Annotated in this window: 23 protein-coding genes; 5 read left to right on the forward strand and 18 right to left on the reverse strand. The window is 60.8% G+C overall.

The features are described 5' to 3' along the window. Positions 1-25: 25 nt before the first annotated feature. The 8 genes from JTJ32_RS20080 to JTJ32_RS20115 all read right to left on the reverse strand — a co-directional run bounded on the left by JTJ32_RS20080 (position 26) and on the right by JTJ32_RS20115 (position 7,923). Entirely contained in the window at positions 26-1,222 is a 1,197-nt protein-coding gene (locus JTJ32_RS20080) for an ABC transporter substrate-binding protein (protein ID WP_099226141.1), read from the reverse strand. Then, complete coding sequence (locus JTJ32_RS20085) at positions 1,219-2,238, reverse strand: CobW family GTP-binding protein (protein WP_210043070.1); 1,020 nt, start codon at positions 2,236-2,238, stop codon at positions 1,219-1,221. Before JTJ32_RS20085 ends, JTJ32_RS20080 begins: the two co-directional genes overlap by 4 nt. Continuing rightward, positions 2,235-2,534, reverse strand: a complete 300-nt coding sequence (locus tag JTJ32_RS20090) for a hypothetical protein (protein WP_099226143.1) — start codon at positions 2,532-2,534, stop codon at positions 2,235-2,237. Before JTJ32_RS20090 ends, JTJ32_RS20085 begins: the two co-directional genes overlap by 4 nt. A 23-nt stretch (positions 2,535-2,557) precedes the next feature. Continuing rightward, positions 2,558-3,307, reverse strand: coding sequence for an SDR family NAD(P)-dependent oxidoreductase (locus tag JTJ32_RS20095; RefSeq protein WP_099226477.1), 750 nt, complete (start codon positions 3,305-3,307; stop codon positions 2,558-2,560). A gap of 126 nt (positions 3,308-3,433) precedes the next feature. Continuing rightward, entirely contained in the window at positions 3,434-4,195 is a 762-nt protein-coding gene (locus tag JTJ32_RS20100) for an SDR family NAD(P)-dependent oxidoreductase (RefSeq protein WP_210043071.1), read from the reverse strand. An 11-nt stretch (positions 4,196-4,206) separates the two neighbouring features. Beyond that, entirely contained in the window at positions 4,207-5,547 is a 1,341-nt protein-coding gene (locus tag JTJ32_RS20105) for an MFS transporter (protein ID WP_099226144.1), read from the reverse strand. 27 nt (positions 5,548-5,574) lie between these two features. After that, positions 5,575-6,456 carry a polysaccharide deacetylase family protein gene (locus JTJ32_RS20110; protein WP_181115940.1) on the reverse strand — a complete coding sequence of 294 codons (882 nt, stop codon included), beginning with the start codon at positions 6,454-6,456 and terminating at the stop codon, positions 5,575-5,577. Between the two features lie 87 nt (positions 6,457-6,543). After that, positions 6,544-7,923 (reverse strand): amidase, encoded by a 1,380-nt coding sequence (locus tag JTJ32_RS20115; protein ID WP_408004611.1) that lies wholly within the window; start codon positions 7,921-7,923, stop codon positions 6,544-6,546. A gap of 343 nt (positions 7,924-8,266) precedes the next feature. Between JTJ32_RS20115 and JTJ32_RS20120 the strand changes: the two genes are divergently transcribed. Further along, positions 8,267-9,259: a GntR family transcriptional regulator gene (locus JTJ32_RS20120; RefSeq protein WP_210043073.1), complete on the forward strand. Its 993-nt coding sequence runs from the start codon at positions 8,267-8,269 to the stop codon at positions 9,257-9,259. A gap of 189 nt (positions 9,260-9,448) precedes the next feature. Here JTJ32_RS20120 and JTJ32_RS20125 read toward each other — a convergent pair whose 3' ends face one another. The 4 genes from JTJ32_RS20125 to JTJ32_RS20140 are packed head-to-tail and all read right to left on the reverse strand — an operon-like array spanning position 9,449 to position 13,766. After that, positions 9,449-9,871: a group I truncated hemoglobin gene (locus tag JTJ32_RS20125; RefSeq protein WP_210043075.1), complete on the reverse strand. Its 423-nt coding sequence runs from the start codon at positions 9,869-9,871 to the stop codon at positions 9,449-9,451. Further along, entirely contained in the window at positions 9,871-10,734 is an 864-nt protein-coding gene (locus JTJ32_RS20130; RefSeq protein ID WP_210043076.1) for a DUF3034 family protein, read from the reverse strand. The genes JTJ32_RS20125 and JTJ32_RS20130 overlap by 1 nt, the downstream gene beginning before the upstream one ends. Positions 10,735-10,737: 3 nt before the next feature. Next, positions 10,738-13,092, reverse strand: coding sequence for a bifunctional diguanylate cyclase/phosphodiesterase (locus JTJ32_RS20135; RefSeq protein WP_210043077.1), 2,355 nt, complete (start codon positions 13,090-13,092; stop codon positions 10,738-10,740). Further along, positions 13,089-13,766, reverse strand: a complete 678-nt coding sequence (locus JTJ32_RS20140; protein WP_210043078.1) for a methylamine utilization protein — start codon at positions 13,764-13,766, stop codon at positions 13,089-13,091. The genes JTJ32_RS20135 and JTJ32_RS20140 overlap by 4 nt, the downstream gene beginning before the upstream one ends. A 183-nt stretch (positions 13,767-13,949) precedes the next feature. On the opposite strand from JTJ32_RS20140, the gene lon reads away from it, so the two are divergent. The 4 genes from lon to cmoB all read left to right on the forward strand — a co-directional run bounded on the left by lon (position 13,950) and on the right by cmoB (position 18,757). Then, positions 13,950-16,367 (forward strand): endopeptidase La, encoded by a 2,418-nt coding sequence (gene lon, locus JTJ32_RS20145; protein WP_099226150.1) that lies wholly within the window; start codon positions 13,950-13,952, stop codon positions 16,365-16,367. Between the two features lie 185 nt (positions 16,368-16,552). Further along, a complete protein-coding gene (locus JTJ32_RS20150) occupies positions 16,553-16,945 on the forward strand; it encodes a protease inhibitor I42 family protein (RefSeq protein ID WP_099226151.1) in 393 nt (130 codons plus the stop codon). 112 nt (positions 16,946-17,057) lie between these two features. After that, the gene (gene cmoA, locus JTJ32_RS20155) at positions 17,058-17,801 is read left to right on the forward strand and encodes a carboxy-S-adenosyl-L-methionine synthase CmoA (protein WP_210043079.1); all 744 of its coding nucleotides are present in this window, start codon (positions 17,058-17,060) and stop codon (positions 17,799-17,801) included. After that, complete coding sequence (cmoB, locus tag JTJ32_RS20160; protein ID WP_210043080.1) at positions 17,798-18,757, forward strand: tRNA 5-methoxyuridine(34)/uridine 5-oxyacetic acid(34) synthase CmoB; 960 nt, start codon at positions 17,798-17,800, stop codon at positions 18,755-18,757. The genes cmoA and cmoB overlap by 4 nt, the downstream gene beginning before the upstream one ends. A gap of 37 nt (positions 18,758-18,794) precedes the next feature. On the opposite strand, the gene pdxJ is transcribed toward cmoB, so the two are convergent. The 6 genes from pdxJ to lepB all read right to left on the reverse strand — a co-directional run bounded on the left by pdxJ (position 18,795) and on the right by lepB (position 23,232). Next, positions 18,795-19,535 (reverse strand): pyridoxine 5'-phosphate synthase, encoded by a 741-nt coding sequence (gene pdxJ, locus JTJ32_RS20165; RefSeq protein WP_210043081.1) that lies wholly within the window; start codon positions 19,533-19,535, stop codon positions 18,795-18,797. A gap of 51 nt (positions 19,536-19,586) precedes the next feature. Beyond that, complete coding sequence (gene recO, locus JTJ32_RS20170) at positions 19,587-20,270, reverse strand: DNA repair protein RecO (RefSeq protein WP_099226155.1); 684 nt, start codon at positions 20,268-20,270, stop codon at positions 19,587-19,589. Positions 20,271-20,327: 57 nt separating this feature from the next. Then, positions 20,328-21,230: a GTPase Era gene (era, locus tag JTJ32_RS20175; RefSeq protein ID WP_099226156.1), complete on the reverse strand. Its 903-nt coding sequence runs from the start codon at positions 21,228-21,230 to the stop codon at positions 20,328-20,330. After that, on the reverse strand, positions 21,223-21,912 hold the full coding sequence (gene rnc / locus JTJ32_RS20180; RefSeq protein WP_099226157.1) for a ribonuclease III: 690 nt from the start codon (positions 21,910-21,912) through the stop codon (positions 21,223-21,225). The genes era and rnc overlap by 8 nt, the downstream gene beginning before the upstream one ends. Next, positions 21,909-22,286 carry a DUF4845 domain-containing protein gene (locus JTJ32_RS20185; RefSeq protein WP_184321482.1) on the reverse strand — a complete coding sequence of 126 codons (378 nt, stop codon included), beginning with the start codon at positions 22,284-22,286 and terminating at the stop codon, positions 21,909-21,911. Before JTJ32_RS20185 ends, rnc begins: the two co-directional genes overlap by 4 nt. A gap of 91 nt (positions 22,287-22,377) precedes the next feature. Next, positions 22,378-23,232 carry a signal peptidase I gene (gene lepB / locus JTJ32_RS20190; RefSeq protein WP_099226158.1) on the reverse strand — a complete coding sequence of 285 codons (855 nt, stop codon included), beginning with the start codon at positions 23,230-23,232 and terminating at the stop codon, positions 22,378-22,380. Positions 23,233-23,235: the final 3 nt, after the last annotated feature.

Here is a 23,235-nt window from a genome sequence, read left to right on the forward strand (position 1 = left end):
CACGATCAGTGGACACGATCAATAGCTAACGCGCTTTCCCGCCCGGCTTGCCACCCGCCCGCAGGATGTCGCTCCAGCGTCGAACGAGGTAGTTGTGCTCATTCATGACCGAGTTCCACACGGCGATGTGACCCATGCGCTCCTCATATGAACCACCGTCGCGCACTTCTCCGGCATCGATCAGCGGCAAGCCGTCGCTGCCCAGCAATTGCTCGCGTGCAGGCAGGCCGGCGTACCAGTAGTCCCACTCGGCAGCGCTCAGGTGATCGCGGCTGCGGGCCGGGTTGCCTATGTAGTAACCCTGACGCGCCATCACCGCGCCCGGCCAGCCGGACAGCCACCAGTTCAGATAGGCATAGGCCGCGTCGAGCACAGGCCCCTTGGCGTGGCGTGAAAGAGACAACCCGCCAAACCAGCCGCGATAGCCTTCCTTCGGCACCGCAACGCGGTATTTCACACCGGCGCGATGCAGTCGCACCAGCGTCGGTGACCACAGGCTCTGAATATCGATGGTCGGGCTGAGCATCAATTCCGCCGCTTCCTCGTCGTCCGACCAGAACGCGCCGAAATGCCCTTGTTGCTGTTTACGCACCAACACGTCCGCGAGCAGGTCGATTTCCTCGATGCACATGTTGCCGATGTCCTTGAACTGCGCCAGTCCCGCCCCCTGCACCGCCAGCGCCGCGTCCAGTGCGCCGATGGCAGCGTCGCTCTGCAACGCGATGCGTCCACTCCAGACCGGGTCGAGCAACCAGCCCCAGCTTTCATCGGACGGGCTCAGACTTTCGGGCAAACGCTCCGGGCGATAGGCAAAACTGTCGGCGTTGTGGGTCAGCGGCAGCATGCTGATGCGCTCGGTGACGGCACTGCCCAGGCTCCCGTCGTGCTGCACGAAAAGGCGCTCGCTGGGCACACTGCCGCTGCCGGGTTGATCGGTAGGCCTCAAGCGCCCGCGCTTGGGCAGGTCGTTGATCTCGTGCCACAGCGCAATCCGACGCGTATCGATAGGCTGAATCGCCCGCGCCGGCCAGACGAAATCGACGTTGTGAAACCACTGATCGTACAGGTCGTAACTGTCCGGCTGCATGACCGCAATCCGCTGCGCGGTCTGCACATCGTGAATCTGATAGACCAGCTTGATACCCAAGTCCTGTTCGGCGCGCTCGCGCAGAGACTCAAGCAACGTGACCGAGGTGCCCAGCACACGCAGGGTGATGGTCATGCCGCGGTCTCGCTTTGGGCCGAGGTCAGAGGCGGCGCGAAGCTGCTGGCGAAGACGTCGAACGAGTGGCGCAGCAAGTCAGGGTCGAGGCCGCGCAGGATGAATACCAGACGCGAGGTGCGATCATCACCCGGCCAGGCTGCAAGATGGACGGGGGCATGCAGGCAATGCTGCACGCCATGGATCACGACAGGGGCCTGATTGGCATTCACGTTGAGCAGTCCTTTGACACGCAGGATTCGTTCGCCGTGGCATCTTAACAGCATCGACAACCACACCCCGAATCCGACCCAGTCCAGCGGCCGCTCGAAGGTCAGGCAACACACCTGTGCATCGCCATGCCGGGGCAATGTGGATTGCGGGCGATGCAGTTGCCAGCGGGTCACCTCCTGAGTGGGTTCTGCACTGCGTACGCCCTGCCCCAGCAGCAACTGATCGCCGCTGTGAACCTGCGCGGTGTCCAGCAACGGTGCGGAAAAATTGAGCGCCTGCAGATGCAGACGCAGTGCATCGAGAGCAGGCACATCGACCAGATCGGTCTTGCTCAGCAGCAGCCTGTCAGCGGCGGCAACCTGCGCCAGCCATTCAGGGTGCAGGCGCTCCTGCAGCGCGGCATGGCAGGCATCGACCAGGGTGATGATCAGCCCCACATGAAAACGCCCGCGCAGTTGCGGGTCATGACTCAGCGTGGCAAGAATCGGTGCCGGGTCGGCAAGACCGGTGGTTTCCAGAATCACACGACGAAACGCCGGGATTTCACCGCGACTGCGTCGCTCCAGCAGACCGAGCAACGCGTCTTTCAGCTCGCCACGAATCGAGCAACAGACACAGCCGCTGGGCAGCAACACGGTGTCGGGTGCCACTTCTTCGACCAGCAGGTGATCGATTCCCACATCACCGAACTCGTTGATCAGCAGCGCCGTGTCGCCCATGTCTTCATCCGCCAGCAGGCGCTTGAGCAAAGTGGTCTTGCCGCTGCCCAGAAAACCGGTAATCACGTTAAGCGCAATGCTCATGGAGACCTCTGCAAATGTTCAAGCAGACGGGAATCGAGCGGGTCCAGCGGTCGGCCGATCAGCAGTTCGGCCTTCTGCCACAACTGATCCAGACCGCTCGCCAGTTCCTGTTTGCCGGTCGCGCCCAGCAGCAGATAGGAAACGCCCTGAAAGTCCTCGACCTTCAAGCGAAACGGCGCGACCACCTTGTTGATGGCTGCAATGCGCCGCAAGCGTTCACGCCGCCTTGGCAGCTCGCCGCTCAGAGGATCGCTCCAGTGCACGTCTTCGCCCAACAGCCCGCACAGTCCACACATAGGTCATTCCTCGCTCAGGTGCATCACGGCATTACGTCGCCGGAGTTAGGCCCCAGTGTCTGACCCACGAACAGATTGCCGCCCGGCTCACTGGCGAGCAGCACTGCAACCGGCGCGACTTCTTGCGCAAGACCGAAGCGGCCCAAGGGCAGTTCGGCCGCCTTCGCGGCTTTCCAGGCGTTGCTGATACCTGCAACCAAAGGCGTTTCGATGGGGCCGGGCGCGATGGCGTTGACCAGTACGTTATCCTTGGCCACTTCCAGCGCCAGGGATTTGGTGAAGCCGATCACCCCGGCCTTGGCAGCGGAGTAGTGCGTCAGCTCGGCCCCGCCCTTGATGCCCAACTGCGAGGCGACGTTGATGATTCGTCCCCAGCGTTGCGCCAGCATGTACGGCAAGGCGCGCTGACTGGCGACGAACACACTGGTGAGGTCGACGCGCAGCATGTCGTTCCACATCTCGATGCTCAGGTCGACGCAGCGCGCCTGGGTCAGCATGCCTGCGTTATTGACCAGAATGTCGATGCCGCCGAACTGCTCGACGCACGCATCGACACCAGCCTGCGCGCCGTCGACCGTACCGACGTCAGCCACGCAGGCGTACACCTGCGCGCCAAGCTGGCGGCACTCTTCGGCGATTGTAGTCAGGTTATTCGGATCACGATCGCCCAGCACCAGCCGCGCGCCTTCGGTGGCATAGGCTCGCGCGATGGCAGCGCCGATGCCACTGCCTGCGCCGGTGATCACGGCGCGTCTGTCTTTGAGTTGTTGCATGGTGAATTCCTTGTTGCGAATCATCAAGAACGTGATCGTGCCCATGCTCTGCGTCACGGCCCGTGCGGACGCGGAGCATCAAGAGCGGCGTGACCACGCAGAGCGGTAACGATCACAAAATCAAACTCACTCCGGCCAGCGCACGGTCAGGCCGCCGTCGATCACGATGCTTTGCCCGGTCAGGTAGCTGGCCTCATCACTGCACAGAAACCGCACCAGCGACGCCACTTCATCCGCCCGTCCGACACGCCCCAGCGGAATCGCCCTGGCGGCCTGCTTCAGCCCTTCCGGACCGAGCGAATTCTTGCTGTCCAGCGACTGCGGTGTTTCGATCAAGCCGGGAATCACCGCGTTGCAGCGGATGCCCTTGGGCGCCAGTTCAACTGCCAGCGAACGGCACAGCCCTGGCACACCCGCTTTGGCCGCGGCGTAATGCGAGTGGTCCTGCCAGCCGTACACGCCACCGGCAATCGATGAGATCGCCACCAGCGCGCCGCCCTCGCCCATGTGCCTGACCGCCGCGCGGAAAGTGCGCATAACACCGGTCAGGTCCACGTCGAGCATTTCATTCCAGCGCTCGTCGGTCATTTCCAACAGCGGCGCACGGCGCAACAAGCCTGCGTTGGCAACTGCGTAATCAATCCGGCCAAACGCCTCCAAAGCCTGATTGGCCAGGTTGTCCACCGATTCGGTACTGACGACGTCCAGTGGCAGCATGAGGCATTCGCCGCCCGCCTCTTCCACCAAACGACGGGTTTCATCCGGGTCGTGCGGATCGGCCGGGTAAAATCCGCCCGCCACCGCCACACCCTGCCGGGCAAACGCCACCGCCAGGGCCTGACCGATACCGCTGGCGGCACCGGTTACCAGTGCAACTTTACGAGTCATGTGCATTTTCCTCATTTGACGGTTTCAGGGCGCACGTGACGGGCCGCGAACATCAACGCGCCGGACAGGAAGCAAGGCAGCGCGCCGAAGTACAGCGCCGAAGTCTGCCAGTCGCCGCCTGCGCTCAGCACCGACGTGGCACCGAAACCCGCGACCACAGCACCGATAGGTCCCATGGCATGGATGATTGCGCCGCCGGTGGCGCGGATGCTGGTGGGAAAACTTTCACTGATGAAGAACAGCGCTGCCGAGTAAGGCCCGATCAGGAAGAACAGACCCAGGCTGTACAGCCCGACGACCACCGGCATGTTGCTCGGCCCATAGAGCATGCCCGCAAACGCCAGACCTCCGAGCATCCAGCCCAGACCGATCACGTTGCGGCGGCCGATCTTGTCGCCCATCCAGCCGTGGCTCAGGTAGCCGCAGTAACCGACCAGGTTGGATAGCACCAGAATGATCAGCGAGTTTTCGAACGAGATGTGGTGCACGCTGACGATCACCGTTGTGCCCAGCACGCTGAACACCTGAATCGCCGCCCAGTTGAGCAGAATCGCTGCGCCGATAACCAGCGTTGCGCGCAGCGAGGTGCCCCGAAACGCCGCCCCAAGGCCTGCCTTGCTGTGTTCGTCGTAATCGACGCCATAGGTATGCGCCACGGCCTGCGCCTGGCTGACCTCACCCTTTTTTCGCAGTTGCGTGATGCGCTGATGGATCTGGAACTGCGGGCTCTCCTTGAGCTTGCGCGCCATGATCGCAATGATGATGGCCGGAATGGCAGCAAACACGAAGCAACCCTGCCAGCCGATGATCGGCAACAGCACCGCCGTCAGGCCCGCCGCGATCAACGCGCCGACCGGCCAGCCGCCCTGCACGAGGCTGTAGATGAAGCCGCGGCGCTTGGCAAGACGCGGGTCATCGGACGCCGCATAGATTTCACTCAGGTAGGTCGCGTTGACCGTCTCTTCCGCGTAACCCAGGCCGCCCAGCGAACGGATCAGGATCAGCGGCGACTTGCCCCACGATCCACCAATGGCCGTAAGCGCCGAACAGATCGCCGATCCGCTTACGGTAAACATGATGCCCACACGCCGTCCCAGGCGATCCACCAACGGGCCGATGGCCAGCGCCACCACGGCGGTACCGACCGCGACCCAGGTCGCGATCTCGGCCTGCTCCACTTCACTCCAGGAAAAGTGCCGCCCGATCTCGGGCAGCAGGGTCCCGAACAGAATGAAGTCGTATACCGCAAACACCCACGCAAAAAAGGCTATCCATGTGGCGAAGCGAACTTGCTCCGGCGTCAACTGCTCTGGCTTCCAGCCGGTCAGGTCAAGCTTGTTGTATATGGACATGAGTGATGCCTCGGACAGGGCTGTGAATCAACGGTTACGTGGGTTGCGACGCACGAAGTCGTCGGCGATCTCGTCGAAGGTGACGAATTTGACGCCCGCATGGCTCTGGATATGCTCGATCAGGCGCTCAAGCATCAGCAGCACCTGTGGGCGTCCAGACACATCGGGGTGGATGGTCATGGTGAACACCGCGTGTTCGTGCTCGCGGTACACCCAGTCGAACTGATCGCGCCACATTTCTTCCAGGTGGCGCGGGTTGACGAAGCCATGGCTGTTGGGGGCTTTCTTGATGAACATCATGGGCGGCAGGTCATCGAGGTACCAGTTGGCCGGAATCTCTACCAGGTCGGTTTCTTCACCACGCACCAGAGGTTTCATCCAGGTGTCGGGGTGCTGGCTGTAATCGATCTTGGTCCATTTGTCGCCCACGCGAACGTAGTACGGGTGGAAGTCGTTGTGCATCAGGCTGTGGTCGTACTTGATGCCCTTCTTGAGCAACAGCTCATTGGTGACGTTACTGAACTCCCACCATGGCGCGACATAACCGGTCGGACGTTTACCGGTAACCTGCATGATCAGGTCGATCGACTTGTCGAGGACGATTTCTTCCTGCTCCGGTGTCATCGCAATCGGGTTTTCATGGCTGTAGCCGTGCACACCGATTTCATGACCCGCATCGGCCACCGCCTTCATCTGCTCGGGGAAGGTTTCCATGGAGTGGCCTGGAATGAACCAGGTGGTACGCAGCCCGTAACGCTCGAACAACTTGAGCAGGCGTGGCGCACCGATTTCGCCCGCGAACAGGCCGCGCGAGATATCGTCGGGCGAATCTTCACCGCCATAAGAGCCCAGCCAGCCCGCGACAGCATCCACGTCCACACCAAACGCACACAGAATTTCTTTAGCCATTGTTGTTTCTCCTGCTGGTTGATCGGACCGGTCCACCGAATGGAGCCAGGTCACCGGTCAGTCGTTGATAGGGTGTTCAAGCGATGTTCATGAGGGTTTCAGCAGCGCTTCTACCGCCAGCGCCGCGCGCAACAGCCGGGCGTCCTCTCCTGCTGGCGCGCTGAGCAGCAGCCCGGTGGGCAGACCGCAGGCGTCGAAGCCGCTGGGCAGCGAAACGCCGGGCATGTTGAGCAGGCTGCCGGGCATGGTCAGGCGCAGCGTTGCAAGGTTGGTCTGGATGAAGAGCTCGTTGTCAGCCAGCAAAGGTGCCAACGGCGGCGCGACATGGGCGACGCTCGGGGTGATGAGCAGCGCGCCGTCCAGTTCGAGGGTCAGCCGCTCCTGCAAGCGCTCGCGGGCGGCGTACAAATTGATCAGCAGACTGGCAGGCATGTGCCGGGCAGCCTCAAGGCGCATGCGAACGCGCGGATCAAGGTCGACGGCCGCGTCGCTGTCGAGCAATGGCTGATGCAGGGCAAACGCCTCCGCCGCGCCCAGCCAGCCGCTGTGCTGGATCAGGTGCAGGGTGGCTTGAAAGGCTTCGCAAGGGCGCATTTCGACCAGCGCACCGGCAACGCGTAGCGCCTCGACAGCGCGCAGCAGATTGTCGCGCACTGCCGGTTCGACACGTGTGTCGTCCAGCACCGTCTGATCGACGATGAATTGCTGACCGGCCAGACTGCGCGGCACGTGCGAAGTCGGCTTGCTGCGTGCGCACAGCAGGTCGTCGATCACCAGCACATCCCGAACACTTCGGGTCAGCGGCCCGACACTGTCCAGCGTGATTGCCAGCGGGAACACGCCATCGCGGCTGTAACGGCGACTGGTACTGCGAAAACCCACCAGACCGTTGAGTGCCGCGGGAATGCGAATCGAGCCTGCGGTGTCGGTGCCCATCGCAATCGGCACGATGCCCGCTGCGACCGCAACCCCTGAGCCTGATGACGAGCCACCAGGAATCCGTGGCGAATCGTCGCCGAGCGGATTGACCGGCGTGCCGAAATGCGGATTGAGACCGAGCCCGGAATACGCAAACTCACTGAGGTTGGTCTTGCCCACACTGACCATGCCGGAGCGGGCCAGCAGCCCGACGCTTGGCGCATCCAGGCAAGCGGCGCTGACCTGTCGGCGGATCGCAGAACCGGCCGTGGTCACGGAGCCCGCCACATCGAACAGGTCTTTCCACGCCAGCGGAACGCCATCGAACGGGCCGAGCGGTTGACCCTGCTTCCAGCGGGCGGCCGACGCTTCGGCCTCGCGACGGGCGCGTTCTTCACTCATGGAAATGAAGACGTGATCAACCTGACCGGCGCGATGCAGGGCCTGCTCCAGGGCTTGCACAGGATTGTTTCGTCCCTTGGCGAAGTCTTCGGCCAGTGCGCAGGCATCGAGCGTTGTTCCGGAGGCGGTGGTGTCCATCATCGACATGGCAGACCTTCAAAATGTACTTATTAATAAAATGTACATTTAATAAAGGCAGAATCCATGCCAGTCTGGGACTCATGGCCCGCTGAAACGGCCGCGTCAAGCGCTTGAATGCGCCAAGAACATTGGATTAGAAACCTTTCATTGTCGGCACACACAGTGAGTCGATGGCATGCAGGGCCTTTGGTCGGCTGTCACAATGAAATAATGTATCTTTTATAAAAGGTACATTTTAGTGCAGATAGGTAACGGTGGCCCCATGAGTGAGCATGCGGATGTACCTCAAGGTGACAGTGGCGCATCTGTGCGAGAATTGTTCGTCAGCCGTCAGAAGTGTAAGAAAGCGATGTCAGATGAGGACCCGCGTACCGCCTCGCGTTACGCCACGATCCGTGAAGTGTTACGCAACGCCATCCTCACGGGTGCGGTCGCCAATGGACTGGTATTGCTCGAAGCGCCGTTGGCAGAACTGTTTGGCACCAGCCGCGTTCCAGTGCGCAAGGCGCTCAACCTGCTGCACGATGAAGGGCTGATCACCCGGTTCGACGGGCGCGGTTATCTGGTCAACCCGGAAGGCGGCTCGATCGAACCCTTGCGCCTGAGCCTGAGCCACAAACAGTTCGGGCTGGACAGCAGCGAAGAGCTGGTAGACACCCGCCCGCTGGGTGAGCGCATCCATGACGAAATCGGTGCGGCGCTGTCGGCGTGTATCGCTTTTGGTCATTACCGTCTGGATGAACAGAGCGCAGCCGAGCACTTCGGGGTCAGCCGCGCCGTTGTTCGTGAGGCGCTGATGCGCCTGCGTGATCGCGGGCTGGTGGAAAAAGAACCTTATTCCCAATGGTTGGCCGGGCCGCTGACGGCGCGTGAAGTGACCGACGATTATGAGCTGCGCGCCTGTCTGGAACCCGAAGCCTTGCGCCAGACCGGACCGCATCTGAGTCGCGAGCTTCTGGAAAGCATGCTGGCCAGAATCATCGCGGCGCAGAATGCTGAAAGCTGCAGTCTGGAACAGATCGAGCAACTGGAAGAGGACCTGCATCAACAGTGTCTGGCGGGCCTGCAGAATCGCAAGATCGCCACCCTGATCAGCCAGGCGCAGAGCCCGATGATCATCAACCGGATCTTCTACCGGCTGCTGGACATCGGTGCCGATGAAGCCATGCTCGCCGAACACCGAATGATCCTCGAACTGCTGCTGCACGGTGCCTTCGACGCCGCCGCGCTGAATCTCAAGGAACACCTGCATCGCGCCAGACAACGCATGCTTCAGCGCTTGAAAGTGTTATCGGTACTGCCTGAGCAGGAAGTACCGGGGTATCTGACGCGGTTGAGTTGATCAGCATTCATTCCGAAAGGTAGCTTGAACCCTGCACCTGGCTCACTGAATCCTCGGTCTGGGCCATGTATGACGCAGAGCGCCACGGCTGCATGTCCACGCGGAGCGGCATGGGCACGAGGCAGGATCGTTCCACGCCTGCGTGGTATTGCCGCACAGGACGCCCCGCGTCCGCTCTCGACGATGACGCTACTTGCGGATCACCTCTCCACGCAGCGCAGCAAGTCGGGCGATGAAGCGGTTTTGCACCGGCACCGGGACTTTTTCGGTGTCCATGGCGGCGATCAGGTTTTCGACCAGCGCGTTGAAATCGCTCGGGCTGAGGTTCTGCCCCTTGTGGGATTCGGCCAGACTGTCGCCGGTGTAGGTGCAGGGACCGTCGGCTATCACACAGAACTTGTCGACCAGCCGGTCGCGCAGCAGCACGATATTGACCCTTTTGAAGCGCTCGACAATCCGGTCATCTCTGGCAGCATTCAGGAGCATGCCTTCGACGATCCGCTGGATGCCCGCGCGCTGACCCAGATCCTGATAAAGGCTGTCATCCTTGACCTGCTTTTGAGCACACCCGACCATCAAGGCCAGCATCAGACACATCACCAAACGCATCATCAGAAACTCCCCTGAACGGACAGATAGGTGCCGTTCTGGTTGTCCAGCGTGGCGATTTCACCCAGGCGGGCGTAAGCCAGCACCACTGACAGGTGCTTGTTGGGGAAGTAACCGAGGAACACATCCGCCCAGTCGCTTTCGCCCGCAAACGACAGATTGTCGGGTTTCTCGCGGTACTCCACGCCCATGGCCCAGCGCGGGTTGAACAGCACCGCCACCGACCCTTCCTTGAGCAGGCTGCGCGTATCACGCCGGTCACCACCGAACCCCAACAGTCCGGTTTCGTTGGCGCGGCTGTAACGCACGCCGCCGTTGACCACCACGTTGTAGCCAAACGCTGCGCCCATGAACAGGCGGCTGGCCGTTAGATAACCTTCGACGTCAGCGTCACGCTGCGCGCCGACCAGACTCGGAATCAGGAAATCGTTCTGGTGCTTGTACTGCACGCCCAGCGACACCTGCGGAAGGCTGTCGTAAATCAGATCTCCGAACAGCCGCACCTTGACGCCAAATACGTCCTGGCTGAGGTTGTCATCCGGCAGGCTCAGCTTGTGCTGCAACGGGCTGATATCGAAGCGCTGATGCGCGTAGGACAGTTCAACGCGGTTGCCGTAAGCAACGGCAAGCCCCGCCACATCCAGGTTGTAATCCGGAAGATTGATGTGCGTGGCAAATGCTGTCGCGCCCCACTCGCCCTGCTCGCTGTAGCCGGTGATCACTGCCCAGGGCGTGATGCCGCCGCCTGCGCTGCCTTCGATGTTACTGGCACCGCCCGTGGCAATCAGACGACCGTTGTCGGCCAGGGCAGGAAGCGCCGCAGCGCCCAACAGACAACCCAACATCAGCGATATTTTGTAGGACATGGCTCAATTCACCATCAGACCGGGTAATTCGTCGGTTTTAACGATCCATGTCTCGAACGCAGTGGCGGTCAGCGGCCTGCTGATCAGGTAACCCTGCGCGGTATCGCAGTGCCAGCGACGGAGCAGGTCCAGGCTGTGTTGATATTCCACGCCCTCTGCCACGACTTTGAGCCCCAGGTTGTGGCTCATTTCAATGGTCGAACGCACGATCACCGCGTCTTCACTGGTCTCATCCAGATCGCGCACGAACGATTGGTCGATTTTCAGTTCCTGCACCGGCAGACGTTTAAGGTGCGCCAACGACGAATAGCCGGTGCCGAAATCGTCGATCGACAGGCTGATGCCACAGTCACGCAGCTTGTGCAGCACCACCAGCGCTTTTTCCGGCTGGCTCATGATTGCGCTTTCAGTAATTTCGAACACCAGTTGCTCGGCCGGCACGCCGTACTGTTTGAGCAGACCGACAACAAATCCGGCCAGGTCCTCACCCAACAGGTCATCGGCAGAAATGTTCACTGACACCTGCAACACCAGGCCCCGCTTGCGCCACTCGGCCAGTTGACGCATGGCCTCTTCAATGACCCAGTTGGTCAGCAGATGGATACTGCCGGTCCGCTCGGCCAGCGCGATGAATTCAGCTGGCGAGACATTGCCGAATTGCGGATGACTCCAGCGCAACAGGGCTTCGGCCTGGCGCACCGTTCCCTGACGAATATCCAGCTTGGGCTGGTAATGCAGCATCAGTTCGCCGTTGTACGGAGCCTTGCGCAGATCACGAATCAGGCTGATCTGACGCTGGTGCGCCAGGTCGCGACCGTCCTGATAGATTTGCAGCCGTCCCGGCAGGAACGCGGCGTCCTTGCGCGCGATGGCCGCGCGATTGACCAGTTCCTGGGCCGAGTTGCCGTTTTCCGGGTAGACCGTGATGCCGATGCAGCACTCGAGCGCAATGTCGTGATTGTCGATTCGCTGCGGCTCGCTGAGCAGCCGTTGCAGAGCATCGCCCGTCGCTACCGCGCCGTCGCTGGTGGTCTGATCGAGCAACAACAGGAATTCGTTGGCCGACAGTCGGGCAACGGTATCACCGGCGCGCAGTGTGCTTTGCAGACGCTGGCCGACTTGAAGCAACAGCTGCTCGACGCCTTCGGCACCGGAGCTTTCGTTGATCGCGCCGAGGTTTTCAATGCTCAGGTACAAGAGCGCCACTGCACGCTCGGCAGCGATGGCGCTGCCCAGCCGCTCCATTACCAGCGCCCGGTTGGGCAGGCCGGTCAGGTTATCGTGCAGCGCGTTGTGCGCCAGTTGCCCTTCACGCACCGCAATACCGTGCTGCATGGTGTTGATGGCGTCGGCCAGCATGCCGAGTTCATCCGTGCGGGCCATGTTGACCGGGGTCTCGTAATCGCCGTCACCGATCCGCTTGGCTGCGATCGCCAGCTCACGCACCGGGAGCGAGACACTGCGCGCCAGTGCCAGAGTGCCGATCAGCGAGGCCAGCAGCGCCGCCATGGAAATCCAGAAAATCTTCTCGTCCAGCGGCGCGAAGGCCTGCAGGGCTTTGTCCAGCGGGCTTTGCAGCAGGGCCAGGACCTGTCCGTCGCCGCCATTGCCCGTGTTGGCAAGCATCAGGGTCTGGCTGAGAAAATTCAGGTTGGACTGTTCGGTGACGCGCATCTGTCCGCCAGAGGAACTGCGCATCAGGTCAATCAGACCGGCATGCAGGGCTTCGGGCTGAGTACTGATCAGGCTGCCAGCCTTGCCGTTCTCAATGGTCAGAAACGACACTTCCAGACCGCTGAGCGAGCGCAGCTCTTCAGCGATGTCGCTGTCGATGGAAAATCCCATCACCACCCGACCAATTGGCAGGGGGGCCAGCACTGTGCTCTCGACCAGCAGATGCGGCGTACCACCTCCGGGCACGATCAGCACCGACTGGCCGGCGCGTTTGGCGGTACGCAGCGCCTGGTCATAAACGAATCGGGAGCCCTCGGGCACCTCGGGCACGGTACTGGCTATCACCACACCGTCCATACCCAGCAGAAACATGTCGCTCGCGTTGATGCGCTTGCCGTGGTTGAGCAACACCGAACGGATGGTCGAAGAGTCGGAACTGGCAACGGCATCGCGAAAACCGAAGTCGGCAGACAGCAGTTGCACCGCATCGCGCAGGCGTTTGCCGCGCAAATCGATCAGCCGCTCGAACACCCGGCTACCCACTTCCAGTTGAGCCTGAGCCTGAGTGCGCACTGCGTCGCCGGTCGCCACCTTGACCGCGAAGTACACCGCAAAGACCACGATCAGCAACAGGGCAATCAAGACCCCGGCGATGCGCGCCTGAAAGCTGACTTTAAGGTTCATTCATGGGCTGCCTTGTGGAACGCATCGCCAAAGCCACCCGTCGCCGGTTTGGCCGGCTTGTCGTCGACGGCCACTGGTACGACTGACAGGGTAAAACGCTGGGTAAGGCCTGCGGCAGGAATGTCAAACTCGCCGCCTGACACTGGCTGCATGTCTTCGATCTGCGGGTGCCAGAGCGTTGCCTGGTAGTGTCCGGCAGGCATCTGATCCAGTTTGAGCTGGCCATTGCTGTCGGTCACCCCGAACCAGGGCTCATCCGTGACGTAGATGTAGCCGACCATCCAGTCGTGAATATTACAGCCGAGCACCACGACTCCCGGCTTGTCGAACAGCAGTGGCTCCGACGGTGTGCCTTCATAAAGACGCAGCTCGAAGCGCTTGGCCGGAGAGAAGGAGTACACCTGATGCCGGATGTTGTCGCTGTTGGGAAATTTCACCTGCGTGCTGGTGTGAACGGCCAGAACGTGAGGCGCAAATTCCTGGTCGCGCTGGTCCATGGACGCCTTGAGCGCTGCAGGCGTGGCATCCGGCGGGCCTTTGAGCGTCACCACGGCATCGGACAGCGGCTTGCCCTGCTTGTCGACCAGTTGCGCCGTGAAAGTCGCGGCCGAGGCACTGACAGCAGACATCATCCACAGGCCAGCCAGCAATGCAGAAATAAATAAGTTGGTCATAACCGAGTCAACCCACAACGGCAGCGCCGCAAAAAATAAGCCAGCCCTGGCGACAACTGAAAGATCCCGGCGATGCTCGAAACCACAGGTTTTATCGCCACTGTTCAGACTATCGACCGAAGCCATTGAAACCTGAGGACACCCGCCCCATCTAAGAGCCATGTTCAACTTCTCAGGTGCCCCATGAGCGACCAGCAGACAGACTCGCCAGATTTGCCGAATGATTCAGCCGAGCACGACGTGTCGCTGAGCTCCGACAGCACCTCGCTTGCCCTGCCCGGCCAGAATCTGCCGGACAAGGTCTACATCATCCCGATCCATAACCGCCCGTTCTTCCCGGCCCAGGTCCTGCCGGTTATCGTCAACGAAGAGCCCTGGGCCGAGACACTGGAGCTGGTCAGCAAGTCCGAACATCATTCCCTTGCGCTGTTTTTCATGGACACGCCGCAAGAGGATCCGCGCCACTTCGATACCCGTGCGCTGCCAGAGTATGGCACTTTGGTAAAGGTTCACCACGCCAGCCGTGAAAACGGACGATTGCAGTTCGTGGCGCAGGGCCTGAGCCGCGTGCGTATCCGCACCTGGCTCAAGCACCATCGCCCGCCGTATCTGGTGGAAGTCGAGTACCCGCAGCAGCCGAACGAGCCGACCGATGAGGTCAAGGCCTACGGCATGGCCCTGATCAATGCGATCAAGGAACTGCTGCCGCTCAACCCGCTGTACAGCGAAGAGCTGAAAAACTATCTGAACCGCTTCAGTCCGAACGACCCTTCCCCGCTTACGGACTTTGCTGCGGCGCTGACGTCGGCAACAGGCGTGGAACTGCAGCAGGTGCTCGATTGTGTGCCCATGCTCAAGCGCATGGAAAAAGTCCTGCCGATGCTGCGCAAGGAAGTTGAAGTTGCGCGGTTGCAGAAAGAGATCTCTGCCGAGGTCAATCGCAAGATCGGCGAACACCAGCGCCAGTTCTTTCTCAAGGAACAGCTCAAGGTCATCCAGCAGGAACTGGGCCTGAGCAAGGACGACCGCAGCGCTGATATCGAACAGTTCGAGCAGCGTCTGGAAGGCAAGACCCTGACGCCACAGGCGCGCAAGAAAATCGACGAGGAAATCGGCAAGCTCAAGGTGCTGGAAACCGGCTCGCCGGAATACGCCGTGACCCGCAACTACCTGGACTGGGCCAGCTCCCTGCCGTGGGGCGTGTATGGTGCGGACAAGCTGGACCTCAAGCACGCACGCAAGGTGCTTGATCAGCATCACGCCGGGCTGGATGACATCAAGGCGCGGATTCTCGAATTCCTCGCCGTCGGTGCATATAAAGGCGAAATCAGCGGTTCGATCGTGCTGCTGGTCGGTCCGCCCGGCGTGGGCAAGACCAGCGTCGGACGCTCGATTGCCGAATCTCTGGGGCGACCGTTCTATCGCCTGAGCGTCGGTGGCATGCGCGACGAAGCGGAAATCAAGGGTCATCGTCGCACCTACATCGGCGCCCAGCCCGGCAAGCTGGTGCAGGCGCTCAAGGATGTCGAGGTGATGAACCCGGTCATCATGCTCGATGAAATCGACAAGATGGGTCAGAGCTATCAGGGCGACCCGGCGTCTGCCCTGCTGGAAACCCTGGACCCGGAACAGAACGTCGAATTCCTTGACCATTACCTGGACCTGCGCCTGGACCTGTCCAAAGTGCTGTTCGTCTGTACCGCCAACACGCTGGACTCGATCCCCGGCCCGTTGCTGGACCGGATGGAAGTGATTCGCCTGTCCGGCTACATCACCGAAGAAAAGCTGGCCATCGCCAAGCGCCATCTGTGGCCCAAGCAGTTGGCCAAGGCAGGCGTCGCCAAGAACAAGCTGACCATCAGCGACAGCGCTCTGCGCGCCGTGATCGAAGGGTATGCGCGTGAAGCAGGTGTGCGGCATCTGGAGAAGCAACTCGGCAAACTGGTGCGCAAGGCGGTCGTAAAACTGTTGGATACGCCGGATTCGGTCATCAAGATCGGGCCGAAGGATCTGGAGGCATCCCTGGGCATGCCGGTGTTCCGCAGCGAGCAGGTGCTGTCAGGCACTGGCGTCATCACGGGCCTGGCCTGGACCAGCATGGGTGGCGCGACCCTGCCGATCGAAGCCACCCGCATCCACACGCTGAACCGCGGCTTCAAGCTGACCGGTCAGTTGGGTGACGTGATGAAAGAGTCGGCGGAAATTGCCTACAGCTATGTCAGCTCCAATCTGTCGAAGTTTGGCGGCGACGCGAAGTTCTTCGATGAAGCATTCGTACACTTGCACGTGCCGGAAGGCGCCACGCCCAAAGACGGCCCGAGCGCGGGTGTGACCATGGCCAGCGCCCTGCTGTCCCTGGCCCGCAACCAGCCGCCGAAAAAAGGCGTGGCCATGACAGGCGAACTGACCCTGACCGGGCACGTGCTGCCGATTGGTGGCGTGCGCGAGAAGGTCATCGCGGCGCGCCGTCAGAAGATCAACGAGCTGATCCTGCCGGAGCCCAACCGTGGCAACTTCGAGGAACTGCCTGACTACCTGAAGGAAGGCCTGACCGTGCACTTCGCCAAACGCTTTGCAGATGTGGCGAAAGTGTTGTTCTGAGGCCTGCAGCCATATCGCTCCGCGTCACGCTTTCAAGCGGACGCGGAGCGATGGGCACGAGCAGTGTCGAGGCAGACGTGTGTATGACAGCGCGCACGACTCCTGAGCGCATCGACACCTCTGGCTCCCCTCCCAAACCCTGATCGGTTATTCTCCAGCATCGTCTTGCAAAATCGGACCTTGCCATGACCCTTGCCCGTCTCGCTGCGCCCTTGAGCCTCGCCCTGTTGAGCGCCTGCGCACAAACCCCGAAAAACATCGTTTCCATCGATAGCCAGAGTGACTGTCCATTGAGCCTGGAAGCCGGACAGACGCTGATTCTGACGCTGCCCAGCAATCCGACCACCGGCTTTCGCTGGCTGACCCAGAACCCGGCACAGGACATCCTGCGAAGCCTGGGGCCTGAGGTGTATGCCAATGGCGGCAGCAAGGAAATGATCGGCAGCGGCGGCGAATCTGTCTGGCGCTTCAAAGCCACGCAGGCTGGCAGCGGACATCTGCTGATGGTCTACCGCCAACCCTGGGCACCGGAAGTCGCGCCGGAGCAAACCTTCGACTGCTCGATCAAGGTGAACTGAGGCGTTTTCGACACTCCGCGCGGGGACTCATCCGGGAAGCTGCGCCAGACCATGCATCCCGGCGACAACTTGGCTAGAATGCCCGCCTTTCAAAGCCTTCGCCGGAATCGCCGTGAGCAAAGAACCCGACCGCCTATTCGCCCAGCCTCTGGCTCAGGTGCCTGACTTCGCCTTCAATGAAGACGTGGTGCGGGTGTTCCCGGACATGATCAAGCGCTCGGTGCCCGGTTACCCGACCATTGTCGAGAACCTCGGTGTGCTTGCGGCGCAGTTCGCGCAACCCGACACCGTTCTCTACGACCTGGGCAGTTCGCTGGGTGCCGTCACTCAGGCACTGCGCCGCCACGTGCGCATCGACGGGTGCAGGGTCATCGCCATCGACAACTCGGCCGCCATGGTCGAACGCTGCCGCGAATACCTGAACGCCCAGAACTCGATGTTTCAGGAGCTGTTGCCGGTTGAGGTCATTGAGGGCGACATACTGGGCCTGACATTCGAACCGGCCTCGGTGGTTGCTCTGAACTTCACCCTGCAGTTCATTGCGCCCGAGCAGCGTCTGGAGCTGCTGGGTCGTATCCGCCAGGCACTGGTGCCGGGCGGCGCGTTGATCCTCTCGGAAAAACTGCGCTTCGATGACGAGCAGGAACACGCACTGCTGACCGATCTGCACATTGCCTTCAAGCGCGCCAACGGCTACAGCGATCTGGAGATTGCCCAGAAGCGCAGCGCGATCGAGAACGTCATGAAACCCGACAGCCTCGAAGAACATCGCCAACGTCTGCTCGCCGCCGGTTTTTCCAAGGTGGTGCCCTGGTTCCAATGCCTTAACTTTGCCTCGTTGATTGCCCTGCCATGATTGATCTCGCTCCACTTGTCCGCCGTCTGGCACGTACTCCGCTGGCAGAATGGTCCAACGGCCTGCAGGACCAGCTCGACACCAAGATGACCAAAGGGCACGGCGACTTGCAGCGCTGGCAGAGTGCCCTGGACGCGCTGCCTGCGCTGACACCAAGCCGTGTGGAATTGGCCGACAGCTTCACGCTGGAAACCGAGTGCGATGGCGAAACCCGCACCGTGCTGCGCAAGGCCTTGATGGGACTTTCGCCGTGGCGCAAAGGACCGTTCAACGTGTTTGGCGTACACATCGATACCGAATGGCGCTCCGACTGGAAGTGGTCGCGCGTATCGCCGCACCTGGATCTGAAAGGCAAGCGCGTGCTGGATGTGGGCTGCGGCAACGGTTATTACCAGTGGCGCATGCTCGGTGCCGGGGCTGACTGTGTGATTGGCGTCGATCCGAACTGGCTGTTTTTCTGTCAGTTCCAGGCCATGCAACGCTACCTGCCCGACCTGCCTGCCTGGCACCTGCCCTTCGCTCTGGAGGACCTGCCTGCCAATCTGGAAGGGTTCGACACAGTGTTTTCCATGGGCGTGCTGTATCACCGTAAATCGCCCATTGATCACTTGCTGGCGTTGAAAGACTGCCTGGTGAAAGGTGGTGAACTGGTCATGGAGACGCTGGTGATACTGGGGGATGTGCATCAGGTATTGGTACCCGAGGATCGCTACGCGCAGATGCGCAACGTCTGGTTCCTGCCGTCCGTGCCTGCGCTGGAACGGTGGATGCGCCGTGCCGGCTTTACCGATGTGCGCTGTGTGGACGTCAGCCATACAACGGTCGACGAACAACGCAGCACTGAGTGGATGCGTTTTCAGTCGCTGGGCGACTTCCTCGACCCGAGCGATCCAACCAGAACCGTCGAAGGCCTGCCCGCGCCGATGCGGGCAGTGATCGTGGGGCGCAAGCCTTAGGCGTTCAGCGCCGGATCAAACATCCGTAACAAGGACCTTAGCGTGCTGCCGCGACGATCAGCGCCTTCATCTCGGCCACCGCTGCCTTGAAGCCTACAAACAGCGCGTGCGCTACCAGTGCATGCCCGATGTTCAGTTCGTTGATGCCCTTGATCGCGGCAATCGCTTCGACGTTGTGGTAGTGCAGACCGTGACCGGCGTTGACAATCAGCCCCTGAGCCAGACCAAAGGTCACGCCATCGGCAACCCGCTGCAGCTCTTCAGTCACTTCGGTCGGGGTTTGAGCGTCGGCGTAGCGGCCAGTGTGCAACTCGATGGCAGGCGCACCGACACGCGCTGAAGCGGCAATCTGGCGCTCATCGGCATCAATGAACAGCGACACTTCGCAGCCGATCTTCGACAGACGCTCGACCGCTGCCTTGATCCGGGCTTCCTGACCCGCCACGTCCAGACCACCTTCAGTGGTCAACTCCTGACGCGTTTCCGGCACCAGACACACATGCGCCGGACGAATCCGCTCGGCAAACGCGAGCATCTCTTCGGTAACGCCCATTTCGAAGTTCATACGGGTCTGCAGCACATCCTTGAGCAGCAGCACATCGCGCTCCTGAATGTGGCGACGGTCTTCGCGCAGATGAACCGTGATGCCATCGGCACCCGCCTCTTCCGCGTCCAGCGCGGCCTTGACCGGATCCGGGTAACGCGTGCCGCGTGCCTGGCGCAAAGTCGCCACGTGATCGATGTTCACGCCAAGAAGGATGCGGGTGCTTTGAGTCACGGGAGGTCTCCTGAAGGTTGATCGAAGCAGGCCGCAGAGCATAAAGCCTGTTTACGGCTTGCGAAACAGTTCACGACTGACTAATGGACGACCGCCCAGATGCACGGCCAGTGCCTGACGCATCAGGCGCTTGGCGGCAGACAATGCACCTGGCGCGCTCCAGTCGGCTTCGGCCATGGCCAGCAGCTCGACGCCCTGAAACAGACCGGGCTGCAACAGCCAGACCCGCTCCAGCCCGGCGTCGACCTGCAGGCGGTACATGCCATCTGCGGCCAGAGGCTCACCGTTGATGTCGGTATCCAGCGCAAAGCCGTAGCCCAGGTCATCCAGCAGACGCCATTCGAATGAGCGCAGCAGGGGTTCGAGCGCACGTCCCTCTGCAAGGGCGACCAGCGTGGCGGCGTAGTGTTCGAATACGGCGGGATGCGGGTCTTCGGCCGGCAGCAGGCGAATCAGCAACTCATTGAGGTACATGCCACTGAACAGCGCCTCGCCTGTCATCCAGGTCGCGACACCCGCGCTTTCCATGCGCCCGACATTCTTCAGTTCGCCGCGACCGCGAAACTCGACTTCAAGAGGCACGAAGGGGCGTGCCAGCGAGCCAGCCTTGCCCTTGGCGCTGCGCAATACGGCACGCAAGCGGCCCTGAGGCGTGAGGAAATCGACCAACGCGCTGTTTTCACGGTACGCACGGCTGTGCAGCACAAAGGCAGGTTGGCCGGTTGGCGTGCTCATAGGGCGGGCTCGAAAAGGAAAATGTTCACCCGGCCGGTGGCCGGGTGAAAAGACAACCTAGAGGTCGCCGTAGCCCAGCGAGCGCAGGGCGCGCTCGTCATCGGACCAGCCACCCTTGACCTTGACCCAGAGATTGAGCATCACCTTGGAGTCGAACAGCAGCTCCATGTCGCGACGAGCATCGCTGCCGATGCGCTTGATACGCTCGCCCTTGTCGCCAATGATGATCTTTTTCTGGCCGTCGCGTTCGACCAGGATCAGCGCATGGATGTGCAGGGTGCGACCCTGCTGCTTGAACTCTTCGATTTCAACGGTGATCTGGTACGGAAGCTCGGCACCCAGCTGGCGCATGATCTTTTCGCGAACCAGTTCCGCGGCCAGGAAACGACTGCTGCGGTCGGTGATCTGGTCTTCCGGGAAGAAGTGATCGTTTTCCGGCAGGTGGGAGGCGATCAGACTTTCCAGCGCTTCGAGGTTATGACCGTGCTGGGCAGAGATCGGCACGATGGACGCATTCGGCAGTTGGCCTTGCAGCCACTCCAGATGCGGCATCAGATCGCTCTTGTCTTCAATGCGGTCAGTCTTGTTGATCGCCAGAATGACCGGTCCCTGAACGTATTGAACACGTTCCAGTACCATCTGGTCTTCGTCGGTCCAGCGCGTGCGGTCCACAACGAAAATCACCACATCGACGTCTTTCAACGCGGCCGATGCAGTCTTGTTCATGTAACGGTTCAGTGCCTTCTCGCCGTTCTTGTGCATGCCCGGCGTATCGACGTAGATCGCCTGCACGGCGCCCTCTGTCTTGATGCCCAGCATGTTGTGACGGGTGGTCTGCGGCTTGCGTGAGGTGATCGCCAGCTTCTGACCGAGGATGTGATTGAGCAGCGTGGACTTGCCTACGTTAGGGCGGCCGACGATGGCAACGTAGCCACAGCGTGTTGCAGTTGTATCAGTCATGACCGTTCTCCACGCCCAGGGCAATAAGTGCTGCGGCCGCGGCTACCTGTTCGGCAATCCGGCGGCTGACACCCTGACCTCGACTCTTTTCATTCAATAAGGTGATTTCACATTCGACGAAAAACGTCCGGCAATGCGGCTCACCCTGGATGTCCACCACTTCGTAACGCGGCAGATCACAGGCCCGTGACTGCAGAAACTCCTGCAGACGGGTTTTCGGGTCCTTGTTGGTGTCTACCAGCGTCAGGCTGTCGAACTCGGTCGTCAACCACGCCAGCACGCGCTCGCGCGCAGCTTCCATTCCTGCGTCGAGGTAGATCGCACCGATCAACGCCTCAAGGGCATCGGCCAGGATCGATTCACGGCGAAATCCGCCACTCTTCAACTCGCCGGAACCCAGCCGCAGGTACTCGCCCAGATCAAAACCCCGCGCCAGCAATGCCAGCGTCTCGCCTTTCACCAACCGCGCACGCAGGCGCGACAGCTGGCCTTCACGGGCCTGAGGGAAGCGCTCGAACAGCGCCTCACCAGCCACGAAGTTGAGAATGGCATCACCGAGGAATTCCAGGCGCTCGTTGTTGCGACCGGCAAAACTGCGATGAGTCAGGGCAAGGACCATCAGTTCCTGATCCTTGAAGGTGTAGCCGAGCTGACGCTCAAGGCGGCTCAAGGATACGCTCACGGTCTGCCCACGCTCAGTTGCTTGTCGAACCTGATGACCACGTCGATGTTCTGGATCAATGGCTCGCGCTGTTCATAGTTCAAATGGGCGTTGAACGCATTGTTCTCCACCGTTACTTTTAAAGCCTTGTTCAAATCTATATCCCGGATGCTGTTGAGCTGCATGCTCTTTTCGACATAACTGTAAAATTCGTTGACCGTGGTGATATCCAGGCCCTTGTTGGTTTCGACCGCTTTGATGATTTTCGTCATCGCCATGTAGTCGAGGTAATGGGGAACGATCTTCAGCGCCGTGCTCACCGCAAATGCGACCAGCCCCAGCGTCAGCAGCCATCCAACCCAAGACAAACCTTTTTGAGAAGCAGGGAACGTCATGTTCACTGTTGACCCTCCTGGGTGCTCTGCCAGCGGCAGGCCAGAACGTTCCCAAATGACATACGGCGCTGATCAGGCAGCGCCGTATGGATTATTTGATCAGACCTACCCGTGAAAAATTGGGGAAGTGGCTCAGCTTCGGCTCCGGCCAGCTCATCCAGACAGCGAACGCCTTGCCGACGATGTTCTTGTCCGGAACCATACCCAGCTCATCCTTGGGAATGTTGGGGTCATCCCAGTAACGGCTGTCGTTGGAGTTGTCGCGGTTGTCGCCCATCATGAAGTAATGCGCGGCAGGCACAGTCCACTCGGTGTCAGGTGGCGCACGGTAGCGGCTCATTTCCTGGCGGATCTGGTGCTCGACAGTGCCCAGTTGCTCTTCATACAGTTCGGCGCTGCCCAGTGTACCGGGCTCGGTGCCGATCAACTTCTTGGCGACCAGTTCGCCGTTCACGAACAGGCGCTTGTCACTGGTGTAACGAATCCGGTCGCCGGGCAAGCCGATCACACGCTTGATGTAATTGACACTCGGGTCGCTCGGGTAACGAAACACCATGACGTCGCCGCGCTGCGGATCGCCGATCTGAATCACCTTCTGGTCCAGTACAGGCAAACGAATGCCGTAGGAGAACTTGTTGACCAGAATGAAATCACCCACGTCCAGTGTCGGCTTCATGGAACCCGAAGGGATCTGGAAGGGTTCGACCAGAAACGAGCGCAGCACCAGAACGATGAACAATACCGGAAAGAACGATTTGCCGTATTCAACCAGCAGGGGTTCCTTGTCCAGTCGCTCCACGACAGCAATGTCAGGCTCTGCGACGCTGCCCTGGTAGTTGGCGATGGCCGCCCGGCGACGAGGCGCCAGGAAAACCAGGTCAATCAGTGCAAGCACGCCACAGACGAAGACAGCGATGACCAACAACAGCGGGAAATTTAGTGACATAGG

Origin of the sequence: Pseudomonas alliivorans, assembly GCF_017826695.1 — a bacterium.
In the GTDB taxonomy this organism is placed as follows: domain Bacteria; phylum Pseudomonadota; class Gammaproteobacteria; order Pseudomonadales; family Pseudomonadaceae; genus Aquipseudomonas; species Aquipseudomonas alliivorans.